Below are 14,133 nucleotides of genomic sequence, written 5' to 3' on the forward strand. Positions count from 1 at the left end.
GGTTTATTGCAGATAGCTGTGTGCCAGGCTGGCCCAGAAGGCCGCGCCGATGGGCAGGGCCTTGTCATTGAAGTCATACAGCGGGTTGTGCACCATGCAGCCGCCGTCCTGCCCCAGGCCATTGCCCAGCCGCACATAGGCGCCGGGGCGGTGCTCCAGCATGTAGGCAAAGTCCTCGCTGCCCATGACCGGGCCGCGCGTGACCACGTTGTCGGCGCCCAGCAGTTTTGCGGCCACTTCGCGGGCACGCTCGGTCTGCGCGGCATGGTTGACCAGCACCGGGTACTTGCGCTCATACAGCAGATCGGCCTGGAGCTGGTAGCTCTGCGCCTGGGCGCTGACAAAGTCGCGCAGCCGGGTTTCGATCTGGTTGCGCACCTCGGGGTTGAGCGCGCGGATGCCGATCTTGATCGTCGCGCTCTCGGGCACGATGTTGTAGGTGGCGCCCGCCTGGATGGAGCCCACGGTGATGACGGCCGATTTGAGGGCATCGACCTCGCGGCTGACCAGCGACTGCAGGCCCAGCACGATGCTGGCAGCGGCCTGCATCACATCGATGCCATGGTGGGGCATGGCGCCGTGCGCCGAGCGCCCGGTCAGGGTGACGGTGGCACGGTCAAACGAGGCCATCGCCGGGCCGGTGATCATGCCGATCTGGCCCACCGGCAGGCCCGGCGTGTTGTGCAGCGCATAGATTTCATCGCAGGGGAACTGCTCGAACAGGCCGTCATCGACCATGCGCAGCGCGCCGCCTTCGTTCTCTTCTGCTGGCTGAAAAATCAGGTTCAGGGTGCCGCTGTAGTCCACCGATTCGGCCAGGTAGCGCGCCGCGCACAGCAAGATGGCCGTGTGGCCGTCGTGGCCGCAGGCATGCATCTTGCCGCTCAGGGTGCTGGCATAGGGCAGGCCGGTTTTTTCCTGGATCGGCAGCGCATCCATGTCGGCACGAATGCCGATGCTGCGGCTGCCCTGGCCTTTTTTGAGGCGGCCCACGACGCCGGTGCTGCCCAGGCCCCGGTGTACTTCATAGCCCCAGGACTGCAGGCGCTCGGCCACCAGGTCACTGGTGCGCAGCTCTTCAAACGCCAGCTCGGGGAAAGCATGGATCTGGTGGCGGATGCCGACAAACTCAGGCGCAAGGGCCTGTACGGCAGATAGCATGGAGGGTTTGATAGGTGCGTTCATGGTGGGGCCGTCACAAAAAAGTCAAACCATTATCGAAACTGCCATCCGTCGCGTCCATGACAACGCCGGCAATCAAACGTTGCAAGAATCGCAACAATTGGCGGAGGCAAGCGATGTTGAACTTGGGGATGGACGATGTGCTGGACCGCAAGCGGGCGTTGTGCCTGCTGCAGATCATGGAAACCGGCTCGGTGCGCGGCGCCGCTGAGGTGCTGGCCGTGGACCCGTCGATGGTCAGCCGCACGGTCGCCCGGCTGGAGCAGGACACCGGCCTGGTGCTGCTGGAGCGGCGCGGCCGGGGCGTGGTGGTGACCGATGCCGGCCGCATGCTGGCACTGTTTGCCCGCCGCCAGCAGGACCTGCACGACACCTTTGTCGCCGAGGTCAACAGCCTCAAGAACGCCCAATCCGGCCACCTGGACCTGGTGCTGGGCGAGGGCACCTTGGACATGGTGATGGGCCCGGTGCTGCAGGATTTTGTGCGGGCCCATGGCGAGGTGCGCTACCACATCAAGGTGGCCGGCACCGAAGAGGCCGTGCAGTGCATTCTGGAGGACCGCGCGCATATCGGCATCGTGTTCCAGCCGCCGGCCGATGCGCGCCTGCGCTCCCACCATGCCCGGCTGGCCCCCGTGCGGGTGCATGTGCGCAAGGGCCACCCGCTGGCCAGCCACCAGGGCCCGTTGAGCCTGGCCGATCTGGCGCCTTACCCGGGCGCGGCGCTGGAGGAATCCTTTGGCGTGCGCAAGCACATCCAGGCCGCCGAGCTGGAGGAGAACATCCGCCTGCAGCCGATGCTGACCACCAACTCGTTCAAGGTGCTCTGGGATTTTGCGGTGATGGGCCTGGGCTACATCATGACGCCGCGCTCCATTCCGCTCCAAGGCGTGGCGCTCGATACCTTGGTATCGCTGCCGCTGGCCAGCCCGGTGCTCAACCACAGCCAGCTGCATGTGGTCACCCGCAGCGGCCGGCCGCTGTCGCCGGTGGCGTCGCAATTGCTGCGCCATATGCTGGCGGCGTTTTCTGCGGCTTGATGTGGCGCCGCGACGGGACGGGCGGTGCAACGGGGCAGCGCAAGCGGGCGGCCTACCGGCCGCAAGCCTCGGCTCTGAGCCTTAGCCTGGCCGCCGTGCCAAGAGCGCCCAGACCCCGGCGGCCGACAGCAGGCCACCCCCTGCCATGTTGAACAAGCGCAGCGACCTGGGTGAAGACAGCAGCTTTCTGGCAGACGATGCAAAGGCGGCATAGAGCGTGGCGTTGAGGGTGGCCATCACGACAAAGGTGATGGCCAGAATCCAGAGCTGGCGCGCAAGCGGTGCCTCAGCGCTGATGAACTGCGGCAAAAATGCCACGAAGAACACAATGCCTTTGGGGTTGAGCGCCGTGACCAGGTAGGTGTTGGCAAACAGCTTCCAGCGCGAGCTGGAGACAGGCGCGGCAGCCAGCTCGGACGGCGAGATGCCAGCGCGCAAGAGCTTGATGCCCAGGTAGAGCAGGTAGAGCCCGCCTGCCCATTTGACGACGGTGAACCACCAGGCCGACGCCGCCAAGAGCGCCCCCAGCCCCAGCAGCGACACCACCAGCGCCGTCGAATCGCCCAGCGCCACTGCTGCGACGAGCGGTACATTGGCGCGGCGCCCCTGGGCCATCGAATAGCTGATGACCGTGAGAATCGTCGGTCCCGGAATGATGAGCAGCACGGCAGATGCTGCGACAAAGGCAAACCACAGTTCGATCGGCATGGAGGCTCCTGGTGGCGGCGGGGCAAAGGGGGATGGGGCGGGAGTCACGCGCAGGGTACTGGCGACTATGTTGGTGAGCGGGCACTGGCGCTGTGCCATGGTACGGCGAATTGCCCCCGGGCGCTGTCTGTAGAGCGTCGCTGCCTGGCTAACCTGCCACCGGCTACCAAATGTCCTGGGCTGGTGTGCCCTGGTGGTAGCGCAGCTGCCAATGGCCATCTGTCAGCAACCAGATCGACGAGCGCAGCGTGTGCTTGCTGCGCAGGCCCTGCGCGTCGCGCTGCGTGCTGCGGTAGGTCAGCAGCGCCACACCGGGGGCCAGCTCGGTCGCGGCATAGCCGTCCGCCTCGATCTCGGCAGTGTCTGCTTCGTTGCGCAGCGCCTCCAGCACCTGCTCTCGGGTATAGCGCTGGCCGGAGTGGCCTGTCTCTTCAAAGGCCGGGTGCAACAGTTGCGACACGCGCCCGGGCTGGTTGCGGATCTCCGGGCGGTGGAGCAGGGCCTCCTGTTGTGAAAGCTGCTGTGTCAGGGTGGGGTCCATGCGCGCGTGCCTGTGGGTGTTTCTGGTGCTGGTGTGGATTGCCCGCGAGGGGGCAGCAGGCATCCTAGCAGGCGCTCCATGCCCACCCACATGCACCAGCACGAGCACTGGTACGAGGACCAGCGCTAGCCAAACGTAAACGCATAGCCCTGCGCACCCGCATCCAGAAACTCGATCTCCAGCGTGCGCTGCTTCACTGCACCTTGCTGGCGCACCAGCTGGTAGAGCCGTGTGGCATCGACCTGGCCGTAGCCCTGGGCATCGACATCGCTGCCGTGGTGGATGCCCGGGGGCTGGCCATCGATGGTGAGGCGAAAGCGCAAGGGACCAGCACCGGCAGCGCCCAACACCAGGTTGGCATCGCGGGCCTCAAAGCGCAGCGCCAGGCGTCCGCCCGCCTCATTGGCTTGCACCCACTCGGGCATCAAGGTCCAGTTGCCCTGCAAGGTCCAGGTGTTGAGGCGCAGGGACGCTGGCTGGTAGTTGGCGGCCTTGTCGGGGGCGGGGCGGCCTGCCAGGCGCAGGCTGCCGCCTTTGTCGTAGCCCAGGTAGAGCTCCGGGCTGCGCAGGCTGGCGGTGTCGGCGGCCATGCCCAGGCCTTGGGTGTCGGGGACTGTGTTGGCGTTAGGCGCAGGCGCCGTTGCAGTCGATGGTGCCTGGGCTTCGCGCAGCAGCTCGTTGAGCGCACGCTCGGTGGCCGCATAGCCGCCTTCGCCAAACTGGTGGTGGCGCACGCGCCCTTGGGCGTCGACCAGGTAGAGGGCAGGCCAGTACTGGTTGTTAAAGGCGCGCCAGATGCGGAACCCGTTGTCCTGCACGACGGGGTAGCTGATGTTGAGCTGCTGCAAGGCCTTTTCGACATGGCGGCGGTCCTTCTCGAACGCGAACTCGGGCGCATGCACCCCCACCACGACCAGGCCGCTATCGGCATACTTTTGCGCCCAGGCCTTGACATACGGTAGGGTGCGCAGGCAGTTGACGCAGGAGTAGGTCCAGAAATTGACCAGCACCACCTTGCCGCGCAGCGCGGGGATGGACTGCGGCTCGGCATTCAGCCATTGCGTGCCACCCTCCAGGCTGGGGCGGGTCGATTCCACTGGCAGCGGGCTGGTGTAAGGGGCGCTGTCGCCGACCGGCGCTGGGGTATTGCCCGCCCGCTCGGCCGCCTGGGCCGAGGGCATGGCCGCTTGCAGCAGACTGCTTTCCAGCCCGTTGCTGCCCAAGCCGGCCCATCCACCCGATTGGGCGAGCAGGCGGCTGTCCAGCCCGGTGGACACGGCCAACACGGCGGCCAGCATCGCGGCGCCTGCAAAACGCCGACCGCGCTCGCCCGGCAGCCAATGGGCCCGCAGGCGTGCCAGGGTGCCAGCGCTGATGCGCAGGGCCGCCCACAATGCCAGGCCGGCACCGGCCGCATAGCTCAGCAGCAGCGCGCTGGTGGCAGTGTCCGGCCCCGCCAGTGCGGCACCGGACAGCAGCAGGCCCAGCACCGGGCCGGCGCAGGGCGACCAGATCAGACCCGTGGCCACGCCCAGCAGTGCCGAATGCAGCCAGCGGCGCTGGATCTGTTGGGCAGCCAGCTTTTCTCCGATCTGCACCAGCGGCCGGCTCCACCAGGCAGCCAGGCCAGGCAACATCAGCGACGCTGCAAAAACGCCCAATGCGAGCAGCGCCAGGCCCCGGCCAAATTGGCTCAGCTGCACCGCCCAACTACCGGCTGCGGCGGCCAGCGATGCGGTAGCGGCAAAGGCCAGCGCCATGCCGATCAAGAGCGGCAGGCTGCCGTGGCGGCTGGGTTGGCCCTGGCGTGCAAAGACAAAGGGCAGAACGGGCAGGATGCAGGGGCTCAGCACGCTGAGCACCCCGGCGGCAAAGGCAACAAGGTACAAGGCCATGGCAGCTCCATTGGTGGCTGGTTGAGGGGTGTTTTGGGGGCGATAGGGGCTTACAAGCGGGTGACGTCAATCACGGCCTGGGCAAAGGCCGCTGGCGCTTCCTGGGGCAGGTTGTGGCCAATGCCGCCGTCCAGGTTGCGGTGCTCGTAGGGGCCGCTGAACTTGGCGGCATAGGCAGCAGGCGCGGGGTGTGGCGCGCCGTTGGCATCGCCCTCCATCGTGATGCTGGGCACGGCAATGCGGGGCGCGCTGGCCAGCCGGGCCTCCAGCGCATCAAAGCGCGATTCGCCCTCTGCCAGTGCAATGCGCCAGCGGTAGTTGTGCACCACGATGGCGACATGGTCGGGGTTGTCAAAGGCCTGGGCGCTGCGCTGGTAGGTGGCATCGTCAAACTGCCATTGGGGTGAGGCCTGCTGCCAGATAAAGCGGTTGAAGGCGGCGGGGTTGGCGGCATAGCCGTCGCGGCCCCGGTCGGTGGCCAGGTAAGACTGGTACCACCAGGCGTATTCGGCAGCGGGTGCCTGGGGCTTGGCATTGGCCTGCGGGTTGCCGATCAGGTAGCCGCTCACCGACACCAGGCCGCGCACCCGCTCGGGCCAGATCGCCGCCATGATGCAGGCGGTGCGCGCACCCCAGTCAAAGGCGCCCAGCACCGCCTGGCGCACGCCCAGCGCGTCCATCAGCGCAATGATGTCCTGCGCAACTGCGCCCTGCTGGCCATTGCGTGCGGTGCTAGCCGACAGAAAACGCGTGCCGCCGTAGCCGCGCAAGTAGGGCACGATGACGCGGTAGCCCGCTGCCGCCAGGCGTGGTGCCACATCGACAAAGGCATGGATGTCATAAGGCCAGCCGTGCAGCAGGATCGCTACGGGGCCGTTGGCGGGGCCCGCTTCGGCATATTCCACCCGCAGGTCGCCGGCATCGATCTGCTTGAGCGGGCCAAAGCTGGTGGCGCCTGCCGGGCTGGCGGCGCGCGCGCTGCTGGCCAGCAAGCTGCCCATCGGTGCCAGGGCCAGGCCCAGGGCGGCATGGCCCAAGAAGCTGCGGCGGGAGGAGGTGGTGATCGGGTTCATGGAGGGCCTTTGCATGATGAAGGTGGTTGGATAGCTGGGCGCCGAAACTTGTGTGTCTTGGCTGTCAGCTAGTAGACCGCCGCCATGTATGTGGCATGTGTCATGCGCACCCCCCAAATGCATGGCCGTGTAGCATGCGGCGCGGGCAGATACACAGCTATACAAAGCCGTGATGGCCGACCCCGGAAACGCCACCGCCACCTCAAAGGTGGCGGTGTTGGGGGTGGTGGGGGGTGCTCGGGCGTTTTAAGCGCGGGGCCCGCGCTTGCGCAGCGGGGTGCTGCTGCTGGCCAAGGGGCAGGGCCGGCCTGCGGGCGAGGCGATTTCAGCAGCCGCACATCCCAGCAAGAACATCCATGTGTACAGCCATTTGCGAACCCTAAACATCCTGGGCCTCCACCTGAGCGGCAAACACATAGCCCTCGCTGCGGACGGTCTTGATATAGCGCGGCTCGCGGGCGTCGTCGTTCAGGCATTTGCGCAGGCGGCTGATCATCAGGTCGATGGAGCGCTCAAACAGCTCGGCCTCGCGCCCCTGGGTGATGGACAGGATCTGGTCGCGGCTGAGCACCTTTTGCGGGTGGTCCACCAGCACGCGCAGCAGCCGGTATTCGGCGCCGCTCAGCGACACCATCACGCCATCCTGGTCCAGCAGCACGCGCTCCACCGTATCGAGCCGCCATTCGCCAAAGGCCAGAAACCGCGCCTCCTCGCTGCTGCGCATATTGGGTGGCAGCATACGGGTGCGCCGCAGCACCGATTTGATGCGCGCGAGCAGCTCGCGCGCGGCAAAGGGCTTGGGCATATAGTCATCGGCGCCCATTTCCAGGCCCAGCACCCGGTCGGTCTCATCGCCGCGTGCCGTCAGCATGATGATCGGCGTGGTCTTGAACTTGCCGGCGCGCAGGTCGCGGCACAAGGTCAGCCCGTCTTCGCCGGGCAGCATCAGGTCCAGGATGACCAGGTCAAACGGGCCTGCCGTCTCCAGCAGCTGCCGCATATGCCGGCCGGTGGGTGCGGTGGTCACGCGCAGGCCATTTTTTTGCAGGTAGGCGCTGACCAGGTCGCGGATATCCCGGTCGTCATCCACCAAAAGAACGTGGTCGCTGGCAGGGGAGGTGCTTGTCATGGCAGAAGGTGGCGGTGGTGTCAGTGGATGTCAGGTGATATGGGTGGTATCAGCGGGTGGCCGGCAGCTGCAGGCTGGCGCGCAGGCCGCCTTCGGGGCGGTTGTGCAGGCGCAGCGTGCCGCCCAGCGACAGGGCCAGCTGGTGGGCAATGGCCAGGCCCAGGCCCGAGCCGCCGGTGTCGCGGTTGCGCGAGGCCTCCACCCGGTAAAAGGGCTGCAGCACGGCTGCGAGCTGCTCCTCGGGGATGCCGGGCCCGGCATCGCAGACGTCGATGCATAGATGGCCAGCTTCCAGGCGCAGATGCACATCGGCGCGCTGGCCGTACTTGAGGGCGTTGTCGATCAGGTTGCCCAGAATGCGGCGCAGCGCATGGGGGCGGGTGTGGATGGGCTGGCCCGCAGCGCCGTCGAGCGTGACGGGGCTGCCGGTGTCGGCATAGTCATTGACGATGCTGCGCAGCAGCGCATCCAGGTCCAGGCGCCGCACTTTCTCGTCGGAGCCTTGCAGGGTCTTGGCGTAGTTGACGCCTTCCTGCACCAGGCTGCGCATGGCCTCCAGGTCCTGGCGAAACTTGTCGGCATCGGGCATGTCGTCCGTCAGGTCCACCCGCAGGCGCATGCGGGTGATGGGGGTCTGCAGGTCGTGCGAGATGGCCGCGAGGATCTGCATGCGCTCGTTCAGGTAGCCGGCAATGCGCTGCTGCATGGCGTTAAAGGCACGCGCTGCGCGCACCACCTCGGCGGGGCCGGCCTCAGCCACCACAGTGGGCTGCAGGTCGGGGCCGAGTTGGTCGGCCGCTGTGGCCAGCCTCTCCAAAGGCCGCGTGACCAGGCGCACCGCCAGCCAGGCCAGGCCTGCGAGCACCAGCAGCTGGCCCCCGAGCAGCCAGGTGACCCAGCCCGACACGGGCATAGGCACACGGCGCGCCACGATGTAGAGCGGGGAGCCATCGCTCAGCCGCAGCTGCATGCGCACGGCATCGGGCCGGTCGCCCAACTGGCCCATCGCCAGCACCGGAAAAGGCTGCAAGGCATCTGCCACCACCTGCGCAAAGCGGGCCAGCGCCGGGTCGGTGGGCGCGGCGTTGCTGACCGCACCTTCCAGAGAAAAGCTGTAGTTGGGGCGCTCCAGCTTGGGGAACCAGTCCTGGCGCTCGCCCGCCGGCAGCCGGTCGATCAGCGCGACCGAGCTGGCAATATCGCGCTCGACCCCGCTGATCATCAGCCGCATCAGCGCCTGCTCACGTTCATGGCGAATGGCCATATAGGTGAGCAGCTGCGCCACCCCCATGCCCAGCACCACCAGCAAGGCGACGCGCGCCAGCAGGGTGGAAGGGACAAGCTGTTGAAGAATGCTGCGCATGGAGGTCAAGCCGGGTGGGGAGCCAAGGGGCGATCAGGCCACGGAAAGATCGACCTGGATATTGCCGCGTGTCGCCTTGGAATATGGGCAGATCTGGTGCGCCGCCTGCACCACGGCCAGCGCCAGGTCATGCGCCACGCCCGGCACCCTGACGTTCAGCCGCGCGGCCAGCGCAAAGCCCTCGGCGTTTTGCACCAGGTCCACCTCGGCTTCGACCGCCAGGTCTGCTGGCAGCTTGACGCCCAGCCTCTGTGCCGCCCGCGCCATCGCGCCCATAAAGCAGGCCGACCAGCCCGACGCAAACAGCTGCTCCGGATTGGTGCCCGTGCCTGCCGTGCCAAACTGGGTCAGGCGAATATCCAGATGCCCGTCATCGCTGCGCGATGCGCCGGAGCGGCCGCCGGTGGTCGTCGTGCGGCCGGTGTAGAGAACCTTGTCGTGTGCTGCGCTCATGGTCAAATCCTTGTGGAGGTGTTGTTTTGTCAAACTGACGGAGCGATTGTTCAAGCCAGCGGCGCTTTGGCAAAGGGGTTTTCTGACCGAATGTAGCGCTGGGAGAGGCAGTGTACAAAACTATACAAAAGTGTTGGTCTGAGAGCGTTGCACGGTGAGCCCTGAGCGGCGAGCTTGCCAGAAATGCCTGAAGCGCCTGGTGCGCGGGCACTAGATCTGGCGCTGCCGAGCCGTGCATCAGGTACCGTATTCAGCCGCAATGTAAATAAGATAAGTTCTCATTTGCATTTATAATATTCGGCTTACCGTCTCGCTACGCGCTACAGATCCAGCGGCCGCCACATCTTGCTTGCCACCTGACGGGCAATACCAATGCAAGGGATGGGGCTCGATTCGCTGTGGCTGCGCATGCTTATTACAAAGAACTGCTGAACTTCTGCGCCCGCACTTTGAAGGACCGCGACTCGGCGGCTGATCTGGTGCAGGAGGCCTATGTGCGCCTCTTTGGCGTGCAGCAGTCGGGCACCCAGGTGGCAGACCAGCGAGCGCTGCTGTTCCGCACGGCGCGCAACCTGCTGACGGACGAGTACCGGCGTGAGCAGGTGCGCAGCCACCAAAGCCTCGAAGCGCTGGACGAAGCGCAGCAGCCGCTGGCACCCAGGCACCTGCAACCCGAGGAGGTGCTGGCCTTCAGCCAGTATGCGAGGGCCGTTTACCTGGCGATTGAAAGCCTGCCACCGCGCTGCCGCGAGGCCTTTGTACTGAACCGTTTTGATGGCCTGTCGCACCAGCAAGTGGCCGCGCACATGGGCATCTCCCGCAATATGGTGGCCCAGCATGTGATCCGTGCAGTCCTGGTCTGTAAGGCCTGTGATGATCGTTTCCATGGCCGTGCCGCCGCATCAGCACCCGCTGGCCATGGCGCCGATACAAAGGTTCAGCGCCCATGAGCCAGCAAGACTTCCACCACCGCCACAGCGCGCCCAGCCGATCCCTGCCACCTTCCCACCAGGAGGCGGCGGATGCGCGCGACTATGCCGAGTTCATTGCCGGCCAGGATCCGCTGGAGGTGGAGGCCATCGGCTGGATGGTGCGCCGCCAGGACGGGCTGACTGCCGCAGAAGAGGCGGAATTGCAGGAATGGCTGGAGCGCGACCCCGAGCACGCCAAGGCCTTGGAGCAGGCCGAAGGCGTTTGGGGCCGCATGGATGAGCTGCCAGAAGCCGGCGTGGATGCGCTGAAGGCGGGCTTGCCACCCAGCGCTGAAGGCCCGGCAGCCTTGGCGTTGCCACCGATAGCGGACCGCGCCGCTGCGGACGAGAGACGCCGTCCATCGGGTGCGCCAAGCTCGCCCGGCCGCCGCGCCTGGTTGGCCAACCTGGGCTGGCTGCTGCCCCAGGCTGGCGTGGCCGCTGTCGCGCTGGGCATGGTGGGCAGCGGCTGGTATGGCTGGAATCTCTGGCAGCAGCAGCCGACCTTTACACAAAGTTTGGCGACCGCCCGTGGCGAGCAGCGGCAGCTGGCGCTGCCCGATGGCAGCACCCTGTGGCTGGACACCGCTACGCAGGTGGAGGTGAGCCTGTACCGCCAGCGCCGCGAGGTGCGGCTGTTGGAGGGGCAGGCCTTCTTTACCGTGCAGACCAACAGCGCCCAGCCTTTTGATGTGCTGGCCGGCGCGACGCGCGTCACGGTCGTGGGCACACGCTTTTCGGTGCGCAACACGCGCAGTGGGCTGGGGGAGGAGGGGCGCGTCAGCGTGGCGGTGGAGCAGGGCCGCGTGCGCGTGGCCAGCCGCCAGAGCGCGCAGGAGCTGGCGGGTGCCGGCGCCGCAGTGGAGCTGGTCGCAGGCCAGTCCGTCAGCACCGATGCCAGCGGTCTGCCCGGGCCGGTGCAGCACGAGGCCGCACCTGCTGCCAACTGGCGCGAAGGCCGCGTCAGCTTTAACGGCAGCACGCTGGCCCAGGCGGTGGCCGAGTTTGAACGCTATGGCGATACCGGTCTGGTCATCCGCGATCCGGCCGTCGGCGCACTCAAGGTGCATGGCAGTTTTGAGCTGCGGCAGCTGGGGGCCTTTGCCCGGGCCTTGCCCCGGGTGCTGCCGGTGCGGCTGGTGCCCAAGGAAGGCAAGACGGAAATTACCGCTGCACGTGGTGGTTGAGGCCATGGTGGAAGCAGCGGAGGGCGGCGCAAATGCAGGGCATGCAAGGGTGGATGGAAGGGGACAAAAAAATTTTAAAAAATTTGTCCTCTGCGACCTCAACACCTTGCCGAGTCATGCGTCAGCACAGCTAGGAACCTAACTTTCTACTGTGGAGATCGCATTCATGCCGCAACCGCGCTTCCAACTCGCGTCCCTCGCCCTGGCCACCGTGCTTGCCCTGCCGTTGCTGGCAATCAGTGCCTTGCCCGCCCATGCCCAGGCCGGGGCCGCCATGCCCATCTCCGTGCCAGCGCAGCCGCTGGGCACGGCCTTGAACGAGCTGGCGCGCCAGGCCCGCTTGCAGCTGATGGTGCATCCTGACCTGGTGGCGGGCAAGCAGGCTCCGGCCGTGGCGGGTAATCTCACGCCCCGGCAAGCGCTGGACCGGGTGCTGCAGGGCAGCGGTTTGGTTGCGGAGCTGCAGGGCGCCGAGGTGATAGTCAAAAAAGCACCGACCGCCGATCCCCGCGATGCGGCCACCTTGTCGACGGTGACGGTCACGGCCCAGTCCGATGCCAGTGGCGTGACTGAGGGCACGGGCGCCTACACCACCCACAAGGTCCGCACGGCCACCAAGATGGACCTGTCCATCCGCGAGACGCCGCAGTCGGTCAGCGTGGTGACGCAGCAGCAGATGCGCGACGCCAATATGCAGTCGCTCGATGATGTGACCGACGCGCTGCCCGGGGTGACCTACAGCAAGCTGGGCACCGAGCGCTCGTACTTTTATTCGCGCGGCTTCCAGATCACCGACCTGCAGATTGACGGCATGTCCACCAGCATGGCCGAGAGCTTTTCCGCGGATGCCATGTCGCTCAACAATATGGCGATCTATGACCGGGTCGAGGTGGTGCGCGGCGCCAATGGTCTGCTGCAGGGCTCGGGCAATCCGTCGGCCGTCATCAACCTGGTGCGCAAGCGGCCTACGCGTGAGTTCCAGATGAGCGCCGAGCTGGGCGCGGGCTCCTGGGCGGACTACCGAGCGCAACTCGATGTGTCCGGCCCGCTCAACGCCGCAGGCAGCGTGCGTGGCCGCGCGGTGGTGTTCGACAACCAGGCCAACAGCTTCAAGCAGGGGGCCGAAGCCGACAACCGCATGCTCTACGCCATCGTAGAGGCCGACCTGGGCAGCGCGACCACGGCCAGCCTGGGCTTTAGCGCCCAGCGCGACAACCACCAGGGCTATGACTGGGGCGGCTTCAACACGCGGGCAGATGGCTCCTTTTACGATCTGGACCGCTCGGCTTCGCTGTCTGGCGCGGGCGCGCACCTCAACCGCGACAACTACAGCGTCTTTGGCGACATCAAGCACCGCCTGGGCAATGGCTGGAACCTGACGGCCGCGTTCAACACGGTGCGCTCCGACGCCAGCTTTGTCGCCAACTACCCGGCGCGCGTCTCGGATACCGGCCAGACCCTGTCCTGGGTGGATGCGGAGTACCAGGACAAGCAAGTCGCCTTTGACCTGCATGCCACCGGCCCCTACACACTGTTTGGCCGCGAGCACCAGCTGATGCTGAGCCTGAGCCGCCGCCGGGACAATTTTGACTACGACATCTTTGCGGCCCAGGGCTCGCAGACGATTGATATCAGCAGCTTTGACTTCTCGTCGATCCGGGTGCCGGGCTTCAGCAGCACGCCCACCACCTATGCGCTGGAGCGCAACGAGAAGGGCGCTGCCGTGGCCACCCGCCTGCGCGCGACGGATGCGCTGAGCTTTATCATCGGCAGCCGCCTCAGCTGGTCGGACTATGCATCGCGCAGCCCCTACACCAACGCGTCCTTCGACTCGGGCCGGCAGGTGATTCCGTATGCCGGCGCGGTCTATGACCTGAGCGCTGCGCATGCGCTCTACGCCAGCTACACCGACATCTACTCGATCCAGCAGTACTACAGCCCCAACGGCCTGCTGGCGCCGGTCAAGGGCAAGAACTACGAAGTCGGGATGAAGAGCCAGTTCTTCGACGGCCGCCTGCAGACGGCCGTGGCCCTGTTCCAGACCGACCAGCTGAATCTGCCAGTCGCCCTGAACATGGCCTCGACCTGCGGTCTGACCGGTGCCACCCGTTGCTACACCGAAGGCGCCAAGGTGCGCAACCGGGGCATTGATCTGGAGGTGTCGGGCTCGCCCACCCCCGGCTGGAACCTGGCCGCCGGCTTTACCTACAGCGACCCGAAATACGTGGCTGGCCCCAATAACGGCCTGCCCTACAACACCACCTTGCCACGCAGGATCTTCAAGGTCTCGACCGACTACCGCCTGCCCGGCGGGAAGTGGCGCCTGGGCGGCAATGTGCAGGCGCAAAGCGCCATGTCGTACAGCGGCAGCGGCTATCGCATCCAGCAAGGCGGCTATGCGCTGCTCAACCTGCATGCGGCCTACCAGTTCAACAACCATCTGCGCCTGCAGCTGAACGTGCGCAACGCGCTGGACAAGCACTACTACCAGTCCATCCCCACCAACAACAACTACGGCGGCGTGTTTGTGGGCACGCCGCGCAGTTTTGCGATGACCTTGCGCTATGACTATTGAGCGACTGCCAGAGACT

General features: G+C 66.3%; 12 protein-coding genes. 4 read left to right on the forward strand and 8 right to left on the reverse strand.

The features are described from left to right. Nucleotides 1-3: 3 nt before the first annotated feature. Complete coding sequence (locus N4T19_RS02600; RefSeq protein WP_116926918.1) at nucleotides 4-1,185, reverse strand: M20 aminoacylase family protein; 1,182 nt, start codon at nucleotides 1,183-1,185, stop codon at nucleotides 4-6. A 128-nt stretch (nucleotides 1,186-1,313) separates the two neighbouring features. Between N4T19_RS02600 and N4T19_RS02605 the strand changes: the two genes are divergently transcribed. Then, the gene (locus N4T19_RS02605; protein ID WP_116926917.1) at nucleotides 1,314-2,222 is read left to right on the forward strand and encodes a LysR family transcriptional regulator; all 909 of its coding nucleotides are present in this window, start codon (nucleotides 1,314-1,316) and stop codon (nucleotides 2,220-2,222) included. Between the two features lie 81 nt (nucleotides 2,223-2,303). Here the strand turns inward: N4T19_RS02605 and N4T19_RS02610 are convergent, their stop codons facing one another. From N4T19_RS02610 to N4T19_RS02640, 7 genes are all read right to left on the reverse strand, one after another. Further along, nucleotides 2,304-2,930, reverse strand: coding sequence for a LysE family translocator (locus tag N4T19_RS02610; protein ID WP_260719376.1), 627 nt, complete (start codon nucleotides 2,928-2,930; stop codon nucleotides 2,304-2,306). A 163-nt stretch (nucleotides 2,931-3,093) separates the two neighbouring features. Beyond that, the gene (locus tag N4T19_RS02615) at nucleotides 3,094-3,471 is read right to left on the reverse strand and encodes a nuclear transport factor 2 family protein (protein ID WP_260719377.1); all 378 of its coding nucleotides are present in this window, start codon (nucleotides 3,469-3,471) and stop codon (nucleotides 3,094-3,096) included. 125 nt (nucleotides 3,472-3,596) lie between these two features. Beyond that, nucleotides 3,597-5,366, reverse strand: coding sequence for a cytochrome c biogenesis protein DipZ (locus tag N4T19_RS02620; RefSeq protein ID WP_260719378.1), 1,770 nt, complete (start codon nucleotides 5,364-5,366; stop codon nucleotides 3,597-3,599). 50 nt (nucleotides 5,367-5,416) lie between these two features. Beyond that, entirely contained in the window at nucleotides 5,417-6,439 is a 1,023-nt protein-coding gene (locus N4T19_RS02625) for an alpha/beta fold hydrolase (RefSeq protein ID WP_260719379.1), read from the reverse strand. Nucleotides 6,440-6,818: 379 nt separating this feature from the next. Continuing rightward, a complete protein-coding gene (locus N4T19_RS02630) occupies nucleotides 6,819-7,568 on the reverse strand; it encodes a response regulator (RefSeq protein ID WP_260719380.1) in 750 nt (249 codons plus the stop codon). A 49-nt stretch (nucleotides 7,569-7,617) separates the two neighbouring features. Next, a complete protein-coding gene (locus N4T19_RS02635) occupies nucleotides 7,618-8,931 on the reverse strand; it encodes an ATP-binding protein (RefSeq protein ID WP_260719381.1) in 1,314 nt (437 codons plus the stop codon). A gap of 33 nt (nucleotides 8,932-8,964) precedes the next feature. Next, nucleotides 8,965-9,384, reverse strand: coding sequence for an Ohr family peroxiredoxin (locus N4T19_RS02640; RefSeq protein WP_260719382.1), 420 nt, complete (start codon nucleotides 9,382-9,384; stop codon nucleotides 8,965-8,967). 398 nt (nucleotides 9,385-9,782) lie between these two features. On the opposite strand from N4T19_RS02640, the gene N4T19_RS02645 reads away from it, so the two are divergent. From N4T19_RS02645 to N4T19_RS02655, 3 genes are all read left to right on the forward strand, one after another. Beyond that, nucleotides 9,783-10,334: a sigma-70 family RNA polymerase sigma factor gene (locus N4T19_RS02645; RefSeq protein ID WP_260719383.1), complete on the forward strand. Its 552-nt coding sequence runs from the start codon at nucleotides 9,783-9,785 to the stop codon at nucleotides 10,332-10,334. Beyond that, on the forward strand, nucleotides 10,331-11,542 hold the full coding sequence (locus N4T19_RS02650; RefSeq protein ID WP_260719384.1) for a FecR family protein: 1,212 nt from the start codon (nucleotides 10,331-10,333) through the stop codon (nucleotides 11,540-11,542). The genes N4T19_RS02645 and N4T19_RS02650 overlap by 4 nt, the downstream gene beginning before the upstream one ends. A 166-nt stretch (nucleotides 11,543-11,708) precedes the next feature. Then, nucleotides 11,709-14,117 (forward strand): TonB-dependent siderophore receptor, encoded by a 2,409-nt coding sequence (locus N4T19_RS02655; RefSeq protein ID WP_260719385.1) that lies wholly within the window; start codon nucleotides 11,709-11,711, stop codon nucleotides 14,115-14,117. Nucleotides 14,118-14,133 lie beyond the last annotated feature (16 nt).

The sequence above is a fragment of the Comamonas squillarum genome, assembly GCF_025309455.1.
In the GTDB taxonomy this organism is placed as follows: Bacteria; Pseudomonadota; Gammaproteobacteria; order Burkholderiales; family Burkholderiaceae_C; genus Comamonas; species Comamonas squillarum.